Raw genomic sequence first — 22,825 nt, 5'->3', positions numbered from 1 at the left:
AAATAAAAATTCTTATGAGGTTAAATATGTTTAATTTTCAGTAGCGCCCAGTTCTTTAAGGATATTTTTCTGCTCTTTACCTAAACCTAATACACCCTTAATATTCATTCCCTCATAAGGTCTTTTGGGCATTAGCGTTTTGATGCATTCTCCGGTTGTGACATTCCATTGCTTGATAGCGCCATCCTGAGAACCACTAAACAACGTTCCATCTGGGCTGAAAGTCACGGCACGAACCCAATTATTATGTCCTTGTAAAATATTTAGACGTTGACCTGTATCAACATCCCAAATTTCTATTGTGTGATTAACACAAGCACAGCTAACCAACTTACCATCAAAACTAAAAGCAACAGAACGTATCCAAGCTTGAGTGTCTAAAATTTGACAACATTCTCCTGTATGGCTATCCCAAATGCGTGCTGTTTGATCATCACTTCCACTAGCTAACATTTTCTGAGATGGGCTAAACGCAACTGACCAAATTCGCAGGCTATGTCCTTCTAAAACCCGAATACATTCTCCGGTATAAACATTCCACAGCCGTAGTGTTTGATCATCACTGGCACTAGCGAGAATTTCACCATCAGGGCTAAAAGCAACAGATTGCACCCAATTGCTATGTCCGCGTAAAGTTTCAAAGCCTTGTCCAGTACGGACATTCCACAGTTTGACGTTGCAATCAACACTACCACTAGCGAGAATTTGACCATCAGGACTAAAAGCAATAGACCGAATGCGATCGCTATGTTGCAAAACTTTGACGCACTCTCCAGTGAGAACATTCCAAAAGCGAATAGTCTGGTCATCACCACCACTGGCTAATACTCCTACTTCTCCATCCAGGGAAATTGGTGTAAAGGCTGTAGACCACAGACGGCCAGCGTGTCCCTCTAATGTGCGGCTACATTTACCTGTTGTTACATCCCACAACCTGACAGTTTTATCATCATTACCACTGGCGATGATTTTGCCATCAGGACTGAGGGCTAAAGCGTGTACCCAACTGGTGTATCCTTGCAAAATTTGGATACATTGATAAGTTTTGATATCCCAAAAGCGCACAGTTTTGTCATAACCACCACTGGCAAGTGTTATTCCATCAGCACAAAATGCAACAGACCGAATGGAATTAGTATGTCCTTCTAGGGTTTTGAGTAAATTACCTGTTTTCACATCCCAGAGTTTGACTGTTTTGTCGTCGCTACAACTGGCAATGATTCCGCATTCAGCACTAAAAGCAATGGAATGTATTAAATTTTTGTGTCCTTCCAAGGTATTTAACAAATTACCAGTTTTTACATCCCAAAGCCGTACAGTAGCATCATCGCTACAGCTGGCAAGTATTTCACCATCGGGACTAAAAACTACGGACTGTACTAATTTGGTATGACCCTCAAGAGTCTGCAAGCATTTACCAGTTTTCACATCCCAAAACTTCACAGTTCGGTCAGCACCACCACTAGCGAGGATTTTGCCATCAGGACTAAAAGCTACCGAACGAACAAAGTAGTTGTGTCCCTCTAATATTTTTAAACATTTTTGGGTGCGGACATCCCAAAGTCTAATGGTTTTATCGCTACTAGCACTAGCAACAAGATTGCTATCAGGACTGAAGACAACAGATCTCACCCAACTGGTATGTCCTTCAAAAGTTATCAGATGTTTTCGACTATCAACATCCCATAACTTAACTGTATGGTCATCACTACTACTGACTAAAGTTTTGCCATCATGACTAAAGGCTACAGTTCTGACCCAGTTAGCGTGGGCTTTCCAGCTAAAAAGTTGCTCACCATAGGTAGGTTGCCAAAAACATATCCGACCATCAGCGTCACCTGTAGCAAGAATTTCTTTATTTACTGGGTTAAATGCCACTGATAAAATACTATCAAATATGCCTGTAAATACTGATTTAGATAAGTCACAGTTGGCAAAATTGACATTATATAAATTTTTACCTATTAAATATGCTTGCCATATTTTTAAATTAGAAAAATTACATCCGCTTAAATCAATTTCCAAATGGCATAAAAGATTAATAATATTTCCTCCAGCGTAACCAGATGTTAAGGGAGTATTTACTTGTAAATAAGTAATTATATTTAATAAATGTTCTTGAATGCGGTTTTGGTTGCCAAAGGTATTAATTAATGTTTTAGCAATCGGTTCCAGGATCAAGCGAATTTGCGTATTTCTAATTTGGGCTTCTGTCTGGGTTTTTAATAAAGCATGAGTTTTTAATAAGGAAATTTTTTCGAGATTATTTGTAGAGATAATTTCTTGACAAATTTGATTAACAAATTCGCTGAGAGTATATTCCATCACTACAGCCTGAAGCATAAACTTCGCTAAACCTTTTTCGTTAAAAATTAGCGATCGCCGTCTTAGTGATTCTAAAGCTGCAATGAGTTGTGCTTGGGAGGTAGTTGAAATAATATCTGTTTGTAACTCTAAAAGTGACGTGGGTTTACAATTAATTGCTAACCAGTAGAGAATTTCTTTTTCTAAACTTGACAAGCGAGAAAATTGCTGTTGTAAAAGATTACTCACATCACCCACAAAACCTGAAGTATCAGCACTGAGGAATTCTCCTATATTTCCCCCAAAAACTTCTTGAATTGTGTTGGCAACTATTTTTAAGGCTAAGGGATTACCTGCATAATGATAAATTAATTTGTTCCAGTCTTGCTCTGAGCCAAAAAACTCACCTTTACCCATAAATATACTCTTTGCAGCTAGATTTCCTAAGCCACTTAGCTGCAAAGCACGAACTTTAAAGTTATCACCTTCTAAAGTCAGAATTTCTTTAGGAATTTCTCGGCTGGTTAAAACTAAACAACTTTGATGAGGCATTTCTCCAACTTGCCGGAAAAATTCACCATATCCTTCATATCCTTGTTTATATTGTCCAGCACAGTCACCTCCAACTAAAACAGACTCAACATTATCTATGACTAGGAGACATCGGTGTTTTCGCAAACAGGCAATTAATTGCGAAACTCCCACTTCTGTAAACTCATTTTCTTGGGGAAAAAAGGTAATCAAGTCCGTCAGAATCTCCTTTAAGGTGGGTGCATGACGGAGCGATCGCCAAATAACATACTCAAACTGACCCTGAATATTTTGTGCCAACTTAATAGATAATGCTGTTTTGCCAATTCCTCCCATACCAAATATGGCTACCAACCGACAACGGTCGTTGCTTATCCATTGGCTGATAACCTCTAACTGCGGTTCACGTCCAAAAAAAACCGAGACATCTGGCGCTTCACTAAAGTCATAACAAGATAAAGTTTTTGCTGGTATTGATAACTGATATTTTTCCTGAAGAATATTTCTGATTACCTCTAATTTCCCAGGAATACTCCCAGCAATCCCAAACTTTTGATAAACCGAACCAAGCCGCTTCCGCACTGCTGCGGCACTAATATCGAGGGTAGTTGCTATAGACTCTGCTGTTTCACCTGCTAAAGCTAGACGTAAGGCGTTGAGTTCAGCCTCTGATACATTGTGTTCGACTGTAACTGTTCTTAAAAAACTTTCAGGAAGTTCTGTCATTGAAGTAAATCTCTCCAACCACAACTATTGATAGGTTATGTGAGGTAGATGTATAGTCCAGTTATACTCAATTATATTAACTGGAACTGCAATCTTTTCCTTGTATCAGCAACCCTGGACACACAGAACATTCAAAGGCTAGATCAGCTCTGTAAACAACAAAAACTTATATTTAACAAGACTCTAACACTACTAACTATACTGTTGATTATCAATTTGTCAATTTTAGCTATCAATGTAATTGACAACTGTGAGGGGTCAATGTAGAATTTATGACAAATGTGGTGTAAATAGCGAGGATAGCTGAAGTAACTAGTACTAAGGTACCCCACACTATGCCAATACCTGACGCTTCAAATTCTATTCAGGAATTATTTAACTTGTTGGAGGAGGATTTTCTTGCCTGTCACACTTGCAAAGATGGAATAATTGAACTGAATATTCGCAAGATAGGAACCGAAGAAGTAGAACTACGTCTCGTTTCGTTTCGAGGTTCTGTCCGATGTGTTCAAGCGGATCTAAATAGGTATTTACAGGAATTACCTAAAGATACGCAAAGTCAAGTGTTTATGTACCGCGATCGCTTTCGCGTAGGGTTGAGAAGATTGTTAAACAATGGTTTTGGACAAATCAGCCTAGATTTTTCTAAATGTAAAAAGGGAAATAACCCGCCAATATTTGGCTGTATGGTTTCTGAGTTGTTGAATAATGACTAAGTTTGGTTTTTTATTTGTTATTTCCAGCAATTAGTCATCAATACTTCAAGTTTAGAGAAACAGTAAAAAACTGTTTTCGTGCTTGAGGTTAGCAACTAAATTATTTTCCAGCCCAAGAGAGTCTAGTAAAAGACTACAACAGGGTTGATGAGTGCTAAAAAAGCACTACATCAGCCCTGTTTTTTTATTCAATTAACAGGAGGGAAACACAAATATGAATCGTCACAGTTTTTTATTTCACTGCACTTCCAAATTCATGAAATTTTTTGCATGGATATTATTTGGTCTATTAATTGCTTTCCTTTTATCACCAATTTTTGGAGGTTTACATATTGCTATTAGTCTCCTACCTTTTATTCTAGATTTATTAGTTTTACGAGTTGGATTCATTCTTGTTTGTTTGGTATTAACAACAGTAGTTGTTGAATCAGTTCGTTAAGCAAAACAAAAAGTATTTGACTTTCACATCTGGCATCATTTTCAACTCTATCCTCGTTCACCCTCAATTAAAAACCTCACTGCTAGTGTGAAAGTTTAATATTGTTTCTTGATGCAGATGCAATATATTTTGTCAACTGAATTGTGTCTAAATTAGGAGAAAAATTAGTGGTAAAAAAACATCGTGACTTTTCCAGACAAGAACAATTTCATCCTATATTAGTGATTTTAGTAGCAGGTTCGCTTTCGTTGGCAATTATTGATCAAAGTAATCGCCCAGCATACTTTGACATTGTGAAAATTGCAGTTGTTTATTTTTTTGGCACAGTCAAGTCCCAAAAAAATTTAAATGAGTCTAACAACACAGATAATTTAGAAATCTCAGACAGTTCAGATAGCTCAAAATGTGATGATACTCATCAGTAATGGAACTATATTAGCTGATAAAAATAGTATAGGCTAATTTAGGAACAAATTTTGGTTTTAGTCTTGCTCAAAAGAGTGAGCCAAAACTACTAATTGAAAGAAAATGTATTGCTTCAGCAGCAGAGTAACACATTGTTAAAATGTATCAAATTATTTTGATATATATCAAAATTAAGCATTACTCATGAGTAATGCTTAATTCGCTATGGTCTAATAACCACAAATTATTACGACCTATGGCATCGGATGGAAGAGAAGGTCAGGTAAGTAGTAATTAAAAATTGCCCAAGTAGAAAAGGCAATTGATATCGCAAGCACAGCCAGCACTGGTGCGAGGAAAAGATACTTCAGAAAATATCCTTGTTGGTTGTTTGTTTTCTACATATAATACTCCTAAAAAATTTCACAACTGTAAATGTTAGTTGTTGCATTTTTGTCAGATTAAACATTTTGTGATACGTTAACACCTGCAACTTTAGACGGAATGAACAGTCCATAATAACCAGCAGCGATCGCTGATAAGAAATTGACCCAAACATTATTACCAAAAAGTGGCATTAACCCAAAAAATGTCTTAGCAAAGGGTAATAATCCCATAATTGCTAATACTAAATATGCAACTGCAAAAGTAGCATTAAATAACCGAGCGCTTTTAGCACTGGTATAAGAAGCAATACCTAACAACCCGACAGCACACCGCACCAAATTATGCAAAAAATTGGTGGGAAATAAACCAAATATATAGCCAAACCCCGCAGCGTAGGCATTAGGAGAGGCATCTAAAGGTACGAAAGATGCACTTGTTCCTGGCAAAGATACCAAAGCAGGTGTAAATCCTGCTAAACCTATTAATAAAAAGAGAATCCCGATGCTCAAAGCACAGTAACGCTCTACCATTTTTGCAGTCTGGATATTTTCCATTTTTTTACTCCTGTGATGGTTTAATTTTTGAGAATAGTCATACCAATTCGTAATTACAAAAGGTTAACAGCCTCAATGTTTGTAGGTTTGAAGCTGTGACCAACAAAATTTTAGAGAATTAGTATTACTGCTAACCAAAGTTTTATGAAGCTCAATCTGCTCTATTTAAAACACTTAGTTGGCAAGACATAATACTTTCTATTCAACTGAGAATCTCAAATTTTATCTCTATCAAAAGGCAGGGTTGAGTATTGAAAGTAATATCTAGCAGTGTTCTAAACTGTCACGCATTTAGAGATACTTTATAAAGTAAAGCTTAAATTGTAAGGTGCGTTATGGCAACGCTTAACGCACTGAGAGATATGGTGCGTTACGGCTAATCCTGATTTTCTCAAACTCCCAAATCCTTACATAGCCGTAACACACCCTACAAATTTTTTCATGTTGATTAGACCTCTTGCAAAAGCAACTTTTGCAAGAGGTAGGGAACAGGCAATAGGCAACAGGGAACAGGAAGAACTTGGGGCTATGCCTCGTTCCCCGTTAAGAGTTCCCGACTTCTGCAAGAAGTCTATTGTTGACTACTGACAGTAAACAGCTAACAGTTAACAAACATCATGAATAATTAAGCTATTCACTCAATTTGTTTGAATGCTTGTGCAGCTAGTAAAGCTAATAACGCTCCTGCGCCTATTTGAAAAATCGGCAATTTACCCAAGGCATCAGTTATGCTGGGGATGACTAAATTTTGATAATCACCATTAATTCTGCTTTCTTCTGGAACAGGTTGGTAAAAATTGTTAGGTGCATCTTCAGACTTTAATTCGCCACTACTACGTTGTAGATTAAAGCCAAACAGCAATAACAACGAATCTACCAATGAAGGCGATATTTTCTGAGCTAAATCGAGTAATTTAGCTATATCTCCTACTAAAAGGTCACGAGTTGGATGTTCTGCTGCATAAAGGATGGCATCAGCTACAATTTTTGGATCATAGTAAGGTGGTATTCCTGCTGGTTTCACTCCTAATTTTGTTAAGCCATTATTCCAGAACGGAGTGTTAATTACGGCTGGTTTAATACTTGTGACACTGATAGGCCATTTTTCATGGATTAATTCGACGCGCATCGCTTCGATAAAACCTTCAACTCCATGTTTGGCACAGGAATAAGCACTTTGATAAGGAAGCGATCGCCTACCCTCCATTGAGGATACATGGATAAGTGCGCCTCGCCCTTCACGCTTCAAATGCGGTAATGCTGCCATTGCACCATATACTTGTCCCATCAAACTGACATCAATGACGTGCTGAAATTCTTCCGGGGTTGTTTTGTCAAAACTGGCAAACATCCCAATCGCCGCAACGTGAACCCAGGTATCAAGTCGTCCGTATACCTCGACAGTTTTATCTGCGATCGCTTTTACTTGGTCAAATTTTTGCACATCAGCAACAATATAAGTTGCTTCACCACCAAAGCCGCGAATTTCTTCTACTAAAGACTTTAGCTTTAACTCACCACGAGCCGAAACAACTACCTTTGCACCCTGTTGAGCAAATTCGAGCGCTGCTTTACGTCCAATACCACTAGAAGCACCAACAACTGCCACGACTTGCTGATTGATTGGCTTTAATTGCATAGATATTACTAGATAAACTTCTTATTTGATTTGAAGGTGTTGAGTGCTGAGTAAAAATCTCTATACAGTTTTTTTCATTTCATACTTCAGCCTTCATACTTCAAACTTCATACTTCAGCCTTTTCAGAACCATAAACACCCCAATTTTGGATATCTTGTTCGCGTAATATTGCTTCGGCGCGGTTAATTTCTGCTTCTGTGCCTTCGAGGATGAGCAAATAATAACTTTGTTGCAGGCGATCGCTATAAATTCTTGCTTTCTCTTCTGGAATACCTAAATCAGTTAATGCTTTCACCAAATTTTGATTTGCTGCGGCTCCCACAGCCACACCTGCAACGCTACTGACTAACGCTACACCTACAGAACCGGCTGCTAGTATTGCACCCAAACCAGGAAGCGCCAGGCTGCTCAAACCGACTAACAAACTACCCCAACTAGTTGCTGTCAGCGTATCTCCTACTGGTGCGCTGGCATTTACATTTTGATTGTTAATGCGATCGCTGATTTGAGCTTCACCCATAGCCTCATTCGACTTCACATCTTTAGCAATTACAGAAACATTTTCCATAGGAAAGCCAGAAGCTTTCAAATCATTAATTGCTTGCTCTAATTTTTGAGAATTAGCAAATACACCTAACGCACGCACCCTGTTTTTAGTTACCATATTAATTTTCCTTGGTGACAATTTGATTAATTAGAGTTATTGACCTTTAATCACAGATGTAACTGTTGACTTAATGGAATCTTTTGCTTCTTTGAGCGCTTGAGAAATTGGCTTCTCAGAGTGCAGAAATACCCGCCCACAATTGAAAATAAATCATGTAGATTATTGAGATTGTAATTACCAACAATATCAACAATTGATTTAGGAGGCGCATTGAAAAAAGGAGTAATTACTGTAACAAAGCGCTACCAAAATTCAATATATTCGGCGTATTTTTGCACATCATGTTGATTAAATTTAGCAATTTCTGCACAAGTTGCTTCTACAGATTTATGAGCTAAAAAATATTTGCCATCAGGATGAGGACAAAATGCTACTGGGTCACAAGTCAGATATTCTAACCCGTACTTATAAAGTTCTAATTCTTGAATAACTGGCCCTAAAAAGATAAATAAGTGATTCATTGCACAGGGATTAAATTTAAACCCAGGTGCTTCATTAGGCATCAACTCTTCAGTTGTACAACCACCACCAGGAAGCGATCGCCCTTCCAGCAGCAAGACGCTGTAACCAGCTTTGAGTAAGTAGCCGGCACATACCAAGCCATTGTGGCCAGCACCAATAATTACAACGTCATACGCTTCCATGATTGCCATTGAGAAATTAATGTATTTTCCCCGATGTTAGAAAATACATCCAACCTCTCAATCTTTCGTGGGTTATATTATTCTTAATAACTAAAGGTAGTGTCTGTCACACTAAAAAAACATTCTCAAGTATCTTATCAAAACGATTTAGCTTCATGTAGTGACAAATTAGTTAGTAAAATAAGCTAAAGCATATTCCTGAGTTTTTTATTTCTACCTACGGTAAGGTGCTGTAAATAACAACCTAATATCTCTTAATAAAATGGGTTTTTGCCTCACGCAGAGACGCAGAGGCGCAAAGAAGGAGCTAAGAAAATCTAGTAAATTCTGATATTAAACAATAACCGCTAACACTCACGAATCAACACAGATAATCTACTCTAACTATCCGCGTCCATCCGCATACATCAGCGGTTACAAATTTAATTAACAGTAGACTTCGCAATTACTCCCAACTGCAACCCTGGCGGATAACTACCTTCTTCTTTAATCCGCTTAATTTCAACATCAGTAAATGGAATATTTAACTTTTGTGCAACTGCACTGACAATATCACCCCGGTCAATAACTCCAGCTACCGCACCAGCCGGAGAAAGCACCGTAATGCGTGGTAACTGTTCATTTTCTAACTTGTTGATAACTTCAGCAATAGAAGTTGATTCCGTAACTGTCGGTATTTCTGTCAGAGGATGAACAATACTTTGCAGAGTGCGGGTTTCCCATTCACTTCTTTCTACCAAGCGTAAATCCTCAATTGCAACCAGACCGCGATAACGTCCATCAGAAGCCGCAAAATAAACTTGTGGTGCAGCACTATCTAATAGATATGAGTCGGCAAAGGTGCGTAAACTTTGGTCAGCATCAACTACGCGAAAGTCACGCGTCATCGCATTACTAGCTACCATCTTCAACAAAGTTTCTTGTAATGTTGTTACGCGGTCATAGGTATTGGCGTTACGAATGCCAAACCAACCGATCATCGCAATCCACAAACCAAGTGCTAACTCTCTAGTAAAGAAATCTACTGCAAATCCTAAAGCGATCGCTGCATAACCCAAAATTTGCCCTGATCTTGCTGCCCAGTGTACCGCTTGAAAGCGATCGCCTGTCACTTTCCATAGCGCTGCTTTTAACACCTGACCACCATCTAACGGTAAGCCAGGAATCAAGTTAAATAAGGCTACAACTAAGTTAATTCTCGCTAAGTCTCCCACCATTACACTGAGAGGATTAGTATCAGGGATAAAAATTGCTACCAGCCGCAATAAGAAAAACAACCCCACACTAACCAATGGCCCAGCTATCGCCACTTGAAATGCTTTACCAGGAGTTTTTGATTCTTCTTCAATGGCGGCAATGCCACCAAATAAAAATAAGGTAATGGAATTCACTTTAATACCTTGCGATCGCGCTGCCAAACTGTGACCTAGTTCGTGTAATAATACCGAACCAAACAGCAGCAATGCCATAACTATCCCCGCACTCCAAGCTATAGCAGAACCCCATTCTTGGTAAGCTACACCAAAATTGAGGGTTGCTAGACCTAAAATTACGAACCACAAAGGGTCTAAAAACAACGGGATGCCGAATAAATTCCCAATTTTCCAGTTGGTTTGCATTATATTACCCTAAATCTACATATCTTCCGCAGTTCACTCTAATAACACTCAAAGAATTTCACAACTTCTTAAGGTTGGAAAATTCTTCCGTTTACACCACTAGTATGAGTATTAATAAATACATTCAAAAAATTTAATGAGTTATGAACAAAACAGCCATAGCCCACAATAAATATTTTACAAACAATAGGCGATCGCTTCTGTGAAATAGCAAAAGATAAGATTATAAATCGTATAGACTTTTAAACCATGTTAAAAATATCTGGGCGTTTGAATGCTGAGGATTTAAGATTTTATACTTAATAGCCTGATGTAATTGTCTACCTGGCTCTTCTTGCCATGCTAACCAAGTGTAGATTTTAGCTTTATCAATATAAGAATCTTTAAATAGCGCTCCTTGATTTTTTGCTTCTTGTGCTACTTCCTGAGCATATTGCCAAATCGATTCACTTTCATCTCTAATCAGATAAGCTAAAAACGTTTCTAACATACCACTTATTTGATTATCTGGCATAATCCAGATCCCAAACTTAATTCCATCTTCTGTCGTATGTATAAGTCCTGTCTTTGGTAGTTTTTCAGGAATGTCATGTATACTCAGCAAACAAGCACTTCTGATACTTTCCCAACGAGCAGATAAATTTTCATCTGCATCTATCATCACTCCTAAATGAGTAAGTCCTGACGCTTTTAATTCTGTAGATATAAGATTTGAGTCTATATTTGGATAACCTTCACAATCTTTTATTAATACAATTTCTTCTCCTCTTTTACCCCAAGAAATCCCGTTCTTTTCGATTAATTCTGGTATAACTCGTAAGTCATCTTTCCCTTCAACTAATAATCTCTTAGGATTATATTTTTTCACCATTACTAACGTACCTCAATGTCTCTTTCAGCAGCAATGACAATTTGAGGTTCTGTAAAGACTACACTTGTTTCTTTATCTCGCTCAATTCTATGAATTCTAATACCATCTTCATTTGTATCTTCCTGCTCTACAATACTGGCTAAACTTGTCCAACAATCGCTGTTATGAGTAGTTGCAAAAACTTGCACATTTAATCTTTTGGCTGTTTCCCAAATCATTTTCCACATATCAGACATCGCCGTAAAATGGAGTCCAGTATCAATCTCATCAACAAATAAGTATCCATCTTTAGCGCACACTATAGCTAGTGCAAGTCCTAATATCCGCCAAATACCATCACCCATACTGCCAATTGGTACACGTTGGTTACTATCAAGAAGTACAAAAAAACCACCGCGCGAATCTGAGGAATACCTTAATTTTTGAGAACTAACTGGAGCAATTCGTTGAATTTTAGAATCTATGCTACTAAGCGCCTGCTCTACAAGTTTTTCTTCAGGCGTTAGGACTATCTGATCAAAAAGTTCAATCATCTTCTCTGTTCCTAGAGAAGATGATGTAACAAATTGTATTTTTGGTGCTGGATTTTTACTATCTATACGCAATTTTACAGTTTGATCCACATTAAGTCCGCCATTAGCTGACAGAGGTAATTTCAAAGTTTCTTCTTCTTGGTCAAAATTCCACTTTACACTGAAATCAAGTTTCCTTGAAGCCTCTGGAACATCCACTTCCTTCAAAGCATCTGCTAAATCAGGTTTCCTTAAAGTTTTTTGCACATCACCTTTCCTTAATTCCTCTAATCCTTGAAGGGCAAGCAATATTTTTGCAAAAATTTCGTCTTCACGTCGTTCTTCTATAGATGCAACAAACACCTGTTGAATACTACCGTTACTGCCTGAGATTGAAAATTTACTTTCCTTTTCAATCTCGTGACCATAAAAAATGTGACGGATATCAAACTCTTGATTTTGGCTACTCGCATCATCAAAACAATATTCACTCCGTCTAGTCATTGCTTGACGTAGTGACTCAAGATTATTTTGTGAGCATAAAAGTTGAATAGCTTCTAATATTGATGTTTTACCACTATTATTTTTACCAACCAGCAGATTAACTCTACCAAGCTGCTGAAGTTCAAAAGATTTGAAACTACGAAAATTTTCTATTTTTAACGTCTTCAACATAAATTTATTGGGCGAGGGCAACCAAGAACTAATAACTGGTATTAGTATAAGCAGTCTTAACACCCTTCAATCTAGCGAAAGGAACAATTGTTAAATTTTATTATGCGATCGCTCCATCTTCTCCATTATATTCACGGCGATCGCACTATCCCCACAATCTTCTACCTGTTTTACCTTTTAATCTTTTGTGAGCATCATCTAATAAAGCTGGAATATCTAATTCTTCTGGACATCTAGGTAAACAATCACCGCATTCTGTACAGCGATTAGCTTTCATTCCGGGAAACCAATGGCCAGCATTTTCAAACATGCCATAACGATATTGCCCGTAATCTGTCATATCATAAGCCACAGCTAAATTACGTAACCTTAATAGCTCTGGAATGTTGATATTTTCAGGACAAGGTAAACAAGCATAGCACTGGCTACACTTATCACTTCCTAAAACATTTTTTTGCTGATTTTCTAACCGCTGAAAAATAGAAATTTCTGCTGATGTCAACTTACTATTACTATCAGCAACTCGTAAAGGTTCGATTAATTCTTCTGGCTTGGCTGGCCCGACGCTCAAAGTTGTAATCCGGCTATCACTAAGTAAAAATCGATAGTTTAATTCTAAAGGTGAATATGGCTGACATAAATCTTTAAGGGTTTGCGGTGGTGTGTAGAGTCGCCCACCCTTGTCAGCTGGGGAAATGATAAACACGCCCATGTCTTTCTCGGCGGCTAACTGAATTGCTGGGGCGTTGCGTTGAAAGAAATAGTAATAATGCAGATTGACAAATTCAAATAAATCTGTGTTTATGGCAGCTTGTATTAACTCTAAAGACCCGTGAGTGGAAAAGCCAACGTGTCGCACTAGCCCATCTACAACGGCTTCCTCTACGGCTTGCATACAGCCAGTTTTGGCTTGCACCAATTTAAGATGCTCCCAAGTGTTTAAACCGTGAATTCCTAAACAATCTAAATAATCCAGATGTAATCGTTCTAGGGATTCATCGATGTACCGACGCATACTATCAGCGTCGGCTGTGGGTGGAATTTTGGTGGTGATATGCAGTTGAGAACGAGGTACAGATAACCCGTTTTTAATCGCCTGGCCGAGCAAATATTCACTTTTGCCGTAACCTCTGGCTGTTTCTATATGATTAATTCCAAGCGCTAAGGCTTGAGCGATAGTTTGCTGAGCATTTTCAGCATCAGCTAAATAACGCATTGTTCCTAAAGAAAAAACCGAGAGGTGGAGATTTGTTTTGCCAAAGCGTCGGTATTGCATTACTTGAAGTTACCAGAAGTGATACCAATTTGAACAATGATTGCGGCAGATGGATTGCTCTAAAGAGCATACAATAGCTGTTTTACAATCCAAAATCCAAAATCTAAAATCCAAAATGGTATGAGAATGAAGTGCGAAAAAGAAAGAAGGAAAAATTATTTTACTTCTTTAATTCTTGAACTCTTTCTTTCTCAGCACTCCGCACTCATTAATTAGCACTTTACTTTAGCTATCGCCATTACCGAAGCGCTTAATCAAATCCTCAGGACGGAGATTGGAAATAAATTCACGAAACGCTTCTTGTTCTGCTTCATCAGCATCACGATCTACCGGAATTGAGGCATCAGCAACTACTTCTTCCATTACCCAAATTGGCGTATTTGTACGCAGGGCAATGGCGATCGCATCACTGGGACGGGCATCAATTTCTTTTTTGACTTCGCCTTGCTGCACAATCAAAGCTGCATAAAATGTATCCTTCTGTAAGGAATGAATAATTACCTTTTCCAGAGTCATGTTCCACGTCTCCAGAATATTCACAATTAGGTCATGAGTTAATGGTCTGGGCGGCTTTTGATTCTCTAGCGCACCCATAATTGCCCTAGCTTGTTCTTGTCCAATATAAATTGGTAAAGCACGCCGATCTGAGGCATCTTTCAAAAGTACAATCGGGCTGCGGGTTATGGCATCTAATGCTATGCCAGCGACTTTCATTTCAATCATTGACGAAGCCTCTACAATCCTGGGAGAGCTTGAGGTATTGGTAACAATTTATACGGTTTATCGAGTTGTCGTGAGAAGGAATAAACATAGGCAGGTTTTCTATAATTGCTTCTATTAAACTCCGAACTTGGTGTGAAGACCAGAGTAAGTCAAATGAGTCTACCTAGACAATAACCTTCTTAACCAAGTATGCCTTGTGAAGGATGCGAATGTGTTATCAACCTTATAATAAAAACAGTCAGAAATTATACTTAAAAAGTCTTGCATTCTTGTAAGAAATACCAGTTGATTTTCGGCAAAATTAGGCAATAAATAGAGTTAGTTTCAAATAATAGCCGTGTTTACAGGATTAGTCCAAGCTTTAGGAACAATGAAACCCTTGGGGGGCGATTCTTGGCAAATTACTTGTGTGAATCAATCTTCTAATGTAATTATGCAGGATTTAGCTTATGGTGACAGCGTAGCTGTAGATGGGGTTTGCTTAACCGTTGAAGAAATATTAAAAGACGGGTTTATTGCCACTGCTTCCCCAGAAACTCTGCGCCGCACTACCCTAGGGCTTGAGGAAACACAACAAAGATATGTGAATTTAGAGGCTTCGTTGCGGGTAGGTAGCAAAGTCGGCGGTCATTTTGTGATGGGTCATGTAGACGGTGTAGGTCGGTTACTAACAGCCGAACAGACAGCAACTTCTTGGGAAATGACTTTTACTGCACCTGAAGCGATCGCGCGGTACATTGTCCCCAAAGGTAGCATTGCGGTAAATGGCATTAGTCTCACGGTAGCTGCTTATGAACCAGAACTTTCGCAATTTACTGTGGCTGTCATACCCCTCACCTATGCTGACACCAATCTTCGCTGTCTTGTCCCTGGCAGTTGGGTGAACTTAGAAGGGGATATTCTCGGCAAATACGTGGAAAAATTTCTTTCCCCTGGCAAGCAGCCAGTTAAATCTACAGATGATGCTGGATTTCATGAAATTACACCCGCATTTTTAGCAGAACACGGATATTTGTAAAAAGGTAAAAGTAGAAAGGCAAAAGTAAAAAGAAAAATCTTTTGCCTTTTACCTTTTAACTTTTAACTTCCTGGGTCGCCAACTACTTGGGCTGTCCGTAAGTTTTGTAACAATTGACTCAAACCTGCTTGTAATTGTCCGCCTGGGTCAACAGCCACCCATCCGTCTTGGGTCAGGTGACGTGCTTCAAAGTGCAGGTGCGGCCCTGTGGAGTTCCCTGTGCTACCAACTCGTCCAATAACCATTCCTGGTTCTACTACTTGACCGGGTTGCACAAAGATTTCGGACATGTGACCGTAAAGGGTTTGTTGGGCAGCATTGTGAGTCAGGATGACAGTTAAACCATAACCACCAACCCAGCCTGCTGTATCAACTTGTCCTTTAGCGGCAGCGAGAACAGGTGTACCCATAGGCGCACCCAAATCTGTACCAGCATGGAAACGGCGATCGCCTGTGATTGGATGAACTCGCCAACCAAACAATGAAGTAATGGTTGCGGGGATAGAAAGGGGATAGCTGATTCCTGCACCGCCACGATAGGCAATTGTATTTGTATAAGGAATTTGGGGCAGAACTGATGCTAAGGGAATATCGTAAGCCACCGTACTTACACGTGGTGCCACATTCCCTTCAATCATTGGTGGGGGTAAAGCGCCAGCGCTGGGGGCAACGGGAGTTGTACTAACTTTAGTAGCGCCGAACTCGCTGGGATTGGGAATAAACCGATTAGGACGAAAAGCCGTTTTGACTTCACCACCAGAAGCAGCGCGGGTAGAACGCCATTCACTGCTGTTGCTAGTAGTTATGGCAGGTCGCCCTGGTGGAACGCTGGCTAACTGAGCATTTTGACTTTTCTTCAGCCAAGTGGGGGCTGGTTTGCTTTCAGAATTAGCTACACGCTGATTACCCGTAGGTTTGGCTTGGTTACAAAAACCAGCGGATATGGCTTGCCCAGAGGGTAAAATCGTGCGACAACCACTAGAGCGTTCTGTGATGACTACAGAATTGGGTGCTTGATAGGTAGTATTGGTCTCGGCACTGCCGTAATTGTTGGGGTCAATGTAGGCGTTGTTATAATCTTTGATTTTTTCTGTTGTCGCCTCAGCAGCCCTGTTAGAGTTATTTGCTGGTTGGGCGATTTCTGGAAGTTTTTCTGGTGTGGTACGAGGCGCAACTGGTTTAGCTAACTCTGGGAGTTTTTCTGGTGCAGTGCGAGGTGCGACTGGTTTGGCAACCTCAATTTTGGGTTGTTCTTCTCTCACACTAGCACTTGGTTGAGCAACTTCCGGCTGGGGTTTAGCTATCCGCACGTTAACTGGTTTTGGCTGTGCAGTTACGGCCGGGGTGCGATTGCGTCGAGTAGTAAAAACTGGCTCAACAGCTGCTTCAGCTTTGGGTTTAGACTGTCTCTCCGGTTCTTTAGATTGGGCAACCTCTGGTTTGCGGAGTCTTTGAGTGAGGTTAGCACGGCGTTGCGAAAATTCTGTTTGCGCCTTGGGTACTTCCGGGATAACAATATCTTTTTTTATGAAATTTGTTTTGCCTGCTGACTGGGAATTTTCAACAGGAACAATGTTATCTATTGATGTTTCTGTTTGGGCAAACACGAAGCCACCACTAAGCAGACTGACGCTACTTAGTAAACAGAGACTCTGGGCTGGCAGGGTAGAGACAAAACGTTTTTTCGTCGTACCTTGCTGATTAGAGTCTTGGGAAGGATTATGGGCAGATGTATTGCGCTGCGTCATTGGTTCTCTCAGTTATTTTAAATTTGCCTAAAGAGATGATGCTAGTGGTTTGTCTTGCCCAAAGAGCGAATTTAATAACAAACCTATAATGGGACAGAAGATTTACGGTACCCCAGACTGATTGTACCGGGTTCAATGTAAAGTTCTGGTGTTTTTATGTCTGTTGTATCATAAGTTTCCAAAGAAACACGTAATTTACCCTGAGAAGTAACGCCAACTACAGTGCCTGCCAAATCATTAATGTATACTTTGTCACCTATATTGGTTAGTAATTCCAGATAGCGAGACAAGAGTATGCTTATTCCTTCTTGGGCAAGGCACTCCATACCGGACTCTATCCCCCGTAAAACGACGGAAGTGAGTATTTCCAGACAAGAAATCGGTTTGGTAGCGTAGGAGGCTTGCCACATTTCTAGATTTATTCCAGTTTCAGGTACTGGGTTTGTCCAGTTAATGCCAACTCCAATTACTGCTTGGGTAATATATCCATTATTGATTTTAGTTTCTGTCAAAATTCCGCCTAATTTGCGGCCATTTAAGACTAGATCATTAGGCCATTTGATTCCCACATCCACGCCACAGCAACGTAGTTGAGAAGCAATGCCCCAAGCACTAGCAAGAGTTAATTGATAACTGGCACTAGCTTCTAGTTTAGGCGCGATCGCCATCGAAAGGTATAAGCCTCCAGTAGGAGAAATCCATTGCCGTCCCCACTGTCCTCTACCCGCAGTTTGTTGTCTGGCAATTACCACAGACCAAGGTTTTGCACCTTCTGCTAACAAGTTCCACAAGCTTTGATTAGTAGAAGCAATGCTATCAAAAATATACAGTGAGAATGGTGAATTTCCCCAGCTTCTTCCTGCTTTTAAAGCTAATTCCAACTTTTGCCGATCAAATTCCACAGACATGAACCGAAATCCCGTTGTTCAAGTTAACATTAATTGGCTGATTTTGATAAAAGGGAATAAGGAGGAGCCACTGCGTTGGGCGGCTTTGCCGACTTGAAGCAAGTGGCGTTTGAGAGTTGGGAGTAGAAAAATTTTTTAATGCTCAATTCTCAAAACCCAATGTTCAATACCCTCTATTTTGGTTAGGTTCAAGATGCACACTTGGCACTGGCGCAATTGGGAAGGACTGCCATACCTTACCTGTAGTCTTTTAGAAAATTGGCAACACGGCTTTTTTACTCACCAGTTCTGGCCGCGATCGCCCCAAGATTTAACACAAGTCCTGCACCCAGAGGCATCAGCATATCGCTTAAAACAGGTACACGGCAATACAGTACTCACTCCCCAAGAAGTTGACTTGCACTTAAGCAACATTGCAGAAGATGAAGAATCTGCTTTTGCCTCGGCTGACGGTTTAATCACCGAACAACCTTTACAAGCAGTGTGGGTAGCCAGTGCAGATTGTACACCTGTATTAATTGGAGACGTGAAAACTGGACAGGTAGCTGCATTACACGCGGGTTGGCGGGGTACTGCTGCGAAGATTGTCCCCCAAGCGATCGCCCGCTTACAAACCCAAGGCAGCAAATTAGAAAACTTAAGAGTTGCTCTCGGCCCAGCGATCGCTGGTGAAGTTTACCAAGTTTCTGTTGAGGTAGCTGCGGAAATCGGAGCCAGTATTATATCACAGAACGACGTACAAAAAATTGTTCAGGCGTTACACGAGTTACCCAATTCTCCGTTATTAGCCGACCCAGAACCAGGAAAGGTCAGAGTTGATGTCCGGCGGGTAAATAGTTTGCAGTTAGAAAATTTGGGAATTAGTGCCGAACAAATTGCGATCGCACCTTATTGCACATACCAAACTCCTGAACATTTCTTTTCTTACCGCCGTGATCAACAAAAGAAAGTCCAGTGGTCAGGAATTGTTAGCAGGAAAAAATAACTAGCGCCAAAATTCAGAATTGTGCGATCGTCTTCACCTTGCTTAAATAACTAAATCCTGACTTAGACCCTAATTAAAACCAAATAATAACCAGAATTTATCCTTGACTTAACTATCAATTTTAAAGATTCCCATAGTAACAATAAAGGCAATTTTCTGCCTAGAAAGATATTATGGGAATTAGCAAACATCAAGGGCGTTTATTAGGACTTGTACTGGCAAGTACCTTAAGTCTAAACATCAAATCTGTGAGCGCTCGGACAACTCAACCTGTGGGTAACATAGAAGGTGGCGCAGCCTTGTTACCCACAGGTCAGGTGATTACACCCGCAGCAGCACCAGGCTCGACCTTTGCTCCTTTAGGCACAGGTTTGCGTACCGATGACAACGCAGATGCAGCCGAAGCCGTCAGCACAGCCCTTAGCCCAGATGGTAGAACGCTGTTAGTACTCACCAGTGGCTACAATCAGAACTTCCGAGACCAAAATACTGGCAGCACTTTTACTTATCCAGTACTAGATCCGTTAACTGGCAAGCCAAGTAGCGTTACAACCCCAAAAGCTGAATGGGTTTTTGTTTACGATGTCAGCACTGGTAGGTTAGTTAAACGGCAACAGATAAATATCCCCAATACTTATAACGGTTTAGCTTGGTCACAAGACGGACGGCGCTTTTACGTCTCCGGTGGTATTGACGATCGCGTCTATGTTTATGCTTTCAATGGTACTCAGTATGTACCAGATGCCCCGTTTATTTTGTTAGGTCATAATACTAACCAAACTGCACCCTTCCCTAATTACGATGGCGGTTTGTTAAAAGATACACCAGCTAAGGCTGTAGCAACAGGAGCAGTCGTAGCAGGTGTAGCAGTTAGTCAAGATGGTAAAACTTTAGTCGCGGCTAACTTCGAGAACGACTCAATATCCATTGTCGATGCAGCCACACGTCAGGTACTCAAAGAAATTAAGTTCTTTGTTCCAGGTGGTAAAGTTGCCACAGGTGAATTTCCCTTTGATGTTGCCCTTAAGAGTGGCAAAAATGGCGCAGCAGAAAAAATTTTCATCAGTAGTCAACGTGATAACGAAGTACTGGCTGTTAGCATTACATCTGGTGAAATTATCCGTATCCCTGTAGAAAGCCAGCCCAACAAAGTACTTCTCTCACCAGATCAAAATCGACTTTACGTAGCTAACGGTAATAGTGATTCAATTTCCGTCATCGATACCAATAGCAATAGCGTTGTCCAAACCATTTCTCTGTCTCGACCCAGCGATAAATATAAAGGCGCAAATCCCAACTCCTTAGCTCTGGGCCCAGATGGACGGACACTTTATGTTACCTTGGGCGGTGAGAACGCTGTCGCTGTAGTAGATCTACGTCCTGGTCGTGTAAGTGGACGTATCCCTACTGGCTGGTATCCCAATTCTGTCAGTGTTAGTCGAGATGGTCAAAGGCTCTACGTTGTCAATGCCAAAAGCAACTCTGGCCCCAACCCATCAAATAGCCGCACAACACCAGCAGGACAAGCACGCAACACCAATTTTAGAAATGAGTACAACTGGGCTTTAGAAAAAGCTGGAATCTCCGTTATTCCAGTTCCCAGAGGCGGAACGTTAGCCAGACTTTCGTCGCAGGTAGACAGGAACAACGGTTTCTACAATCGTCGTCCTGATCGCACACTCAGATTGGTACAAAATAAAATTAAGCACGTTATCTACATAGTTAAGGAAAATCGTACCTACGATCAGGTACTAGGTGATTTACCTGTGGGTAACGGCGACCCAGCACTCACCCTATTTCCACAACGCGTTGCACCTAACCATCACAAACTTGCCCTTGACTTCGTAACATTTGACAACTTCTACGACAGTGGCGAGTCAAGTGGAGTAGGTTGGAACTGGTCTACCTACGCTCGGACAACAGAATACACTGAGAAAACCCAATCAGTGCTTTATGGTAATGCTAACTTCAATGGTTTAACCTACGATTACGAAGGTACTAATCGCAACATCAGTCTGGGATTACCGCAAACTTCCGCTAATAAATCTCCCATCAACACACGCTTGACAGGAATTTTAGATCCCTCTGGGCAGTCTTCCATATTACCTGGAGACAGAGATGTTGATGCTCCCGCAGGTGATGGTGATTTAGAATCCAATGCTGTTGGTGGCTATCTTTGGGACGCGGCGCTACGTGCAGGTAAGACTGTACGCAATTACGGTTTCTTTGTTGACAATGGAGTGCCTTACATTACTAGTCAAACTGATCCTACCAAACCAGATCCCAACAACCCAGCTTATATACCCATTTCTCCAACTCCTTTCGCTGACAACATTCCTCAAGCTCCTGTTACCAAAACTGTCTTGTTGGATAAAACCGATCTTTACTTCCGGTCATTCGATCAAAATAATTCAGATATTTTTCTAATCAACGAATGGGAAAGGGATCTGGCACAAAATGGTCTGCCTAATTTAATGCTCGTGCGTTTGTCCCACGACCATTTTGGTTCCTTTGGCACTGCTTTGTTCGGACTCAACACTCCTGAACTGCAAATGGCAGATAATGACTATGCAGTAGGCAGGCTAGTAGAAAAAATTTCCCATATGCCGGAGTGGAAAGAAACAGCCATTTTCATCATTGAAGATGACTCCCAAAACGGCCCAGATCATGTTGATTCCCATCGTTCCATTGGCTATATAATTTCTCCTTACGTCAGACGTAAGGTGATCGTCAGCACTAACTACAACACTGTTAGTATGCTGCGAACAATGGAAGATTTACTCAACATTGGCTACTTAGGAATGAATGATGCCAATGCTGAACCAATGTCAGATGCTTTTACTACACAACCAGACTTCACACCTTACACAGCTATTGTGCCAGGTAACTTGTGTGCTGCTTCTGTAGATCCCAAACTAGTGCCAGCTTGCCGAGACAATAATGTGGAGAAAACAGCAGGTATGTCGATTCTCCACGATAAAAATTGGTGGGCGCAAATCACTAAAGGCTTCAATTTTATCGGTGAAGATAAGCTCGACCCAGAAGAATTCAACGAAATTCTTTGGGCAGGTATTAAAGGCGATGATATTCCGTACCCTGAAGAACGCAGCCGTGCAGATTTGCGAAGAAATCGCGCTCAATTACTAAAACGTTGGCAGTTGAGTTTAAAAAATTCTGTGACGGAAGCTAGTAAATAAAAGTAACCAATTACAGCATGAAAGATAAAAGATGATTGTTGCAATCTTTCATGATTTTGTGAATAAATTTTATTTTTAATCCCAAAAAAAGCATAGTTTTTATCTGAATTAACGTGAATTCGACAAGCCTGTTTTAACCTCTCCCCCAACCCCTCTCCGAGGTGGAGAGGAGCAGAAATATTCTTCGTTATCAAGGGCAAAATAATGGGTTCAAAGCCTCTCCCCCTGTGGGAGAGAGGTTTGGATAGGGGTTTTCATAGCCGTCAAATTCACGTTGAAT

17 protein-coding genes and 1 pseudogene are annotated in these 22,825 nt (G+C 40.3%); 5 read left to right on the top strand and 13 right to left on the bottom strand.

The annotated features are described in order from the left end of the window. Positions 1-30 precede the first annotated feature (30 nt). A complete protein-coding gene (locus ACMX3D_RS17285) occupies positions 31-3,561 on the bottom strand; it encodes a WD40 domain-containing protein (RefSeq protein ID WP_482747111.1) in 3,531 nt (1,176 codons plus the stop codon). 335 nt (positions 3,562-3,896) lie between these two features. Here ACMX3D_RS17285 and ACMX3D_RS17280 point away from each other — a divergent pair, with 335 nt between their 5' ends. Together ACMX3D_RS17280 and ACMX3D_RS17275 are read left to right on the top strand one after the other, a co-directional pair. Further along, entirely contained in the window at positions 3,897-4,277 is a 381-nt protein-coding gene (locus ACMX3D_RS17280; protein ID WP_482747110.1) for a hypothetical protein, read from the top strand. A 606-nt stretch (positions 4,278-4,883) separates the two neighbouring features. After that, on the top strand, positions 4,884-5,141 hold the full coding sequence (locus tag ACMX3D_RS17275; protein ID WP_482747109.1) for a hypothetical protein: 258 nt from the start codon (positions 4,884-4,886) through the stop codon (positions 5,139-5,141). Between the two features lie 234 nt (positions 5,142-5,375). Here the strand turns inward: ACMX3D_RS17275 and ACMX3D_RS17270 are convergent, their stop codons facing one another. The 10 genes and pseudogenes from ACMX3D_RS17270 to ACMX3D_RS17225 form a co-directional block, all read right to left on the bottom strand. Beyond that, the gene (locus ACMX3D_RS17270; RefSeq protein ID WP_482752368.1) at positions 5,376-5,492 is read right to left on the bottom strand and encodes a PsaJ protein; all 117 of its coding nucleotides are present in this window, start codon (positions 5,490-5,492) and stop codon (positions 5,376-5,378) included. A 90-nt stretch (positions 5,493-5,582) separates the two neighbouring features. Then, positions 5,583-6,062 carry a DUF4383 domain-containing protein gene (locus ACMX3D_RS17265; protein ID WP_482747108.1) on the bottom strand — a complete coding sequence of 160 codons (480 nt, stop codon included), beginning with the start codon at positions 6,060-6,062 and terminating at the stop codon, positions 5,583-5,585. 634 nt (positions 6,063-6,696) lie between these two features. Then, positions 6,697-7,701 (bottom strand): SDR family oxidoreductase, encoded by a 1,005-nt coding sequence (locus tag ACMX3D_RS17260; RefSeq protein WP_482747107.1) that lies wholly within the window; start codon positions 7,699-7,701, stop codon positions 6,697-6,699. A gap of 107 nt (positions 7,702-7,808) precedes the next feature. Further along, positions 7,809-8,366, bottom strand: a complete 558-nt coding sequence (locus ACMX3D_RS17255) for a general stress protein (RefSeq protein WP_482747106.1) — start codon at positions 8,364-8,366, stop codon at positions 7,809-7,811. A 134-nt stretch (positions 8,367-8,500) separates the two neighbouring features. Further along, a pseudogene (locus tag ACMX3D_RS17250) lies at positions 8,501-9,013 on the bottom strand (phytoene desaturase family protein); the annotation flags it as partial. Between the two features lie 422 nt (positions 9,014-9,435). Continuing rightward, complete coding sequence (locus ACMX3D_RS17245; RefSeq protein ID WP_482747105.1) at positions 9,436-10,632, bottom strand: site-2 protease family protein; 1,197 nt, start codon at positions 10,630-10,632, stop codon at positions 9,436-9,438. A gap of 223 nt (positions 10,633-10,855) precedes the next feature. Then, on the bottom strand, positions 10,856-11,503 hold the full coding sequence (locus ACMX3D_RS17240; RefSeq protein ID WP_482747104.1) for a DUF3226 domain-containing protein: 648 nt from the start codon (positions 11,501-11,503) through the stop codon (positions 10,856-10,858). Between the two features lie 2 nt (positions 11,504-11,505). Next, the gene (locus ACMX3D_RS17235; RefSeq protein WP_482747103.1) at positions 11,506-12,690 is read right to left on the bottom strand and encodes an AAA family ATPase; all 1,185 of its coding nucleotides are present in this window, start codon (positions 12,688-12,690) and stop codon (positions 11,506-11,508) included. Between the two features lie 145 nt (positions 12,691-12,835). Next, on the bottom strand, positions 12,836-13,966 hold the full coding sequence (locus tag ACMX3D_RS17230) for an aldo/keto reductase (RefSeq protein ID WP_482747102.1): 1,131 nt from the start codon (positions 13,964-13,966) through the stop codon (positions 12,836-12,838). A 225-nt stretch (positions 13,967-14,191) separates the two neighbouring features. Continuing rightward, positions 14,192-14,689 carry a bifunctional nuclease family protein gene (locus tag ACMX3D_RS17225; RefSeq protein WP_482747101.1) on the bottom strand — a complete coding sequence of 166 codons (498 nt, stop codon included), beginning with the start codon at positions 14,687-14,689 and terminating at the stop codon, positions 14,192-14,194. Positions 14,690-15,026: 337 nt separating this feature from the next. On the opposite strand from ACMX3D_RS17225, the gene ACMX3D_RS17220 reads away from it, so the two are divergent. Beyond that, positions 15,027-15,707, top strand: coding sequence for a riboflavin synthase (locus ACMX3D_RS17220; protein WP_482747100.1), 681 nt, complete (start codon positions 15,027-15,029; stop codon positions 15,705-15,707). Between the two features lie 62 nt (positions 15,708-15,769). Here ACMX3D_RS17220 and ACMX3D_RS17215 read toward each other — a convergent pair whose 3' ends face one another. Both ACMX3D_RS17215 and ACMX3D_RS17210 read right to left on the bottom strand, forming a co-directional pair. Then, on the bottom strand, positions 15,770-17,455 hold the full coding sequence (locus tag ACMX3D_RS17215; protein WP_482747099.1) for a M23 family metallopeptidase: 1,686 nt from the start codon (positions 17,453-17,455) through the stop codon (positions 15,770-15,772). A gap of 83 nt (positions 17,456-17,538) precedes the next feature. Continuing rightward, a complete protein-coding gene (locus ACMX3D_RS17210) occupies positions 17,539-18,363 on the bottom strand; it encodes a biotin--[acetyl-CoA-carboxylase] ligase (protein ID WP_482747098.1) in 825 nt (274 codons plus the stop codon). Positions 18,364-18,556: 193 nt separating this feature from the next. Here ACMX3D_RS17210 and pgeF point away from each other — a divergent pair, with 193 nt between their 5' ends. Next, positions 18,557-19,348, top strand: coding sequence for a peptidoglycan editing factor PgeF (pgeF, locus tag ACMX3D_RS17205; RefSeq protein ID WP_482747097.1), 792 nt, complete (start codon positions 18,557-18,559; stop codon positions 19,346-19,348). A gap of 173 nt (positions 19,349-19,521) precedes the next feature. Beyond that, on the top strand, positions 19,522-22,545 hold the full coding sequence (locus ACMX3D_RS17200; protein WP_482747096.1) for a beta-propeller fold lactonase family protein: 3,024 nt from the start codon (positions 19,522-19,524) through the stop codon (positions 22,543-22,545). Positions 22,546-22,825 lie beyond the last annotated feature (280 nt).

The organism is Anabaena sp. TISTR 8404, assembly GCF_056847745.1.
This window is presented reverse-complemented; position numbering and strand designations above follow the sequence as displayed.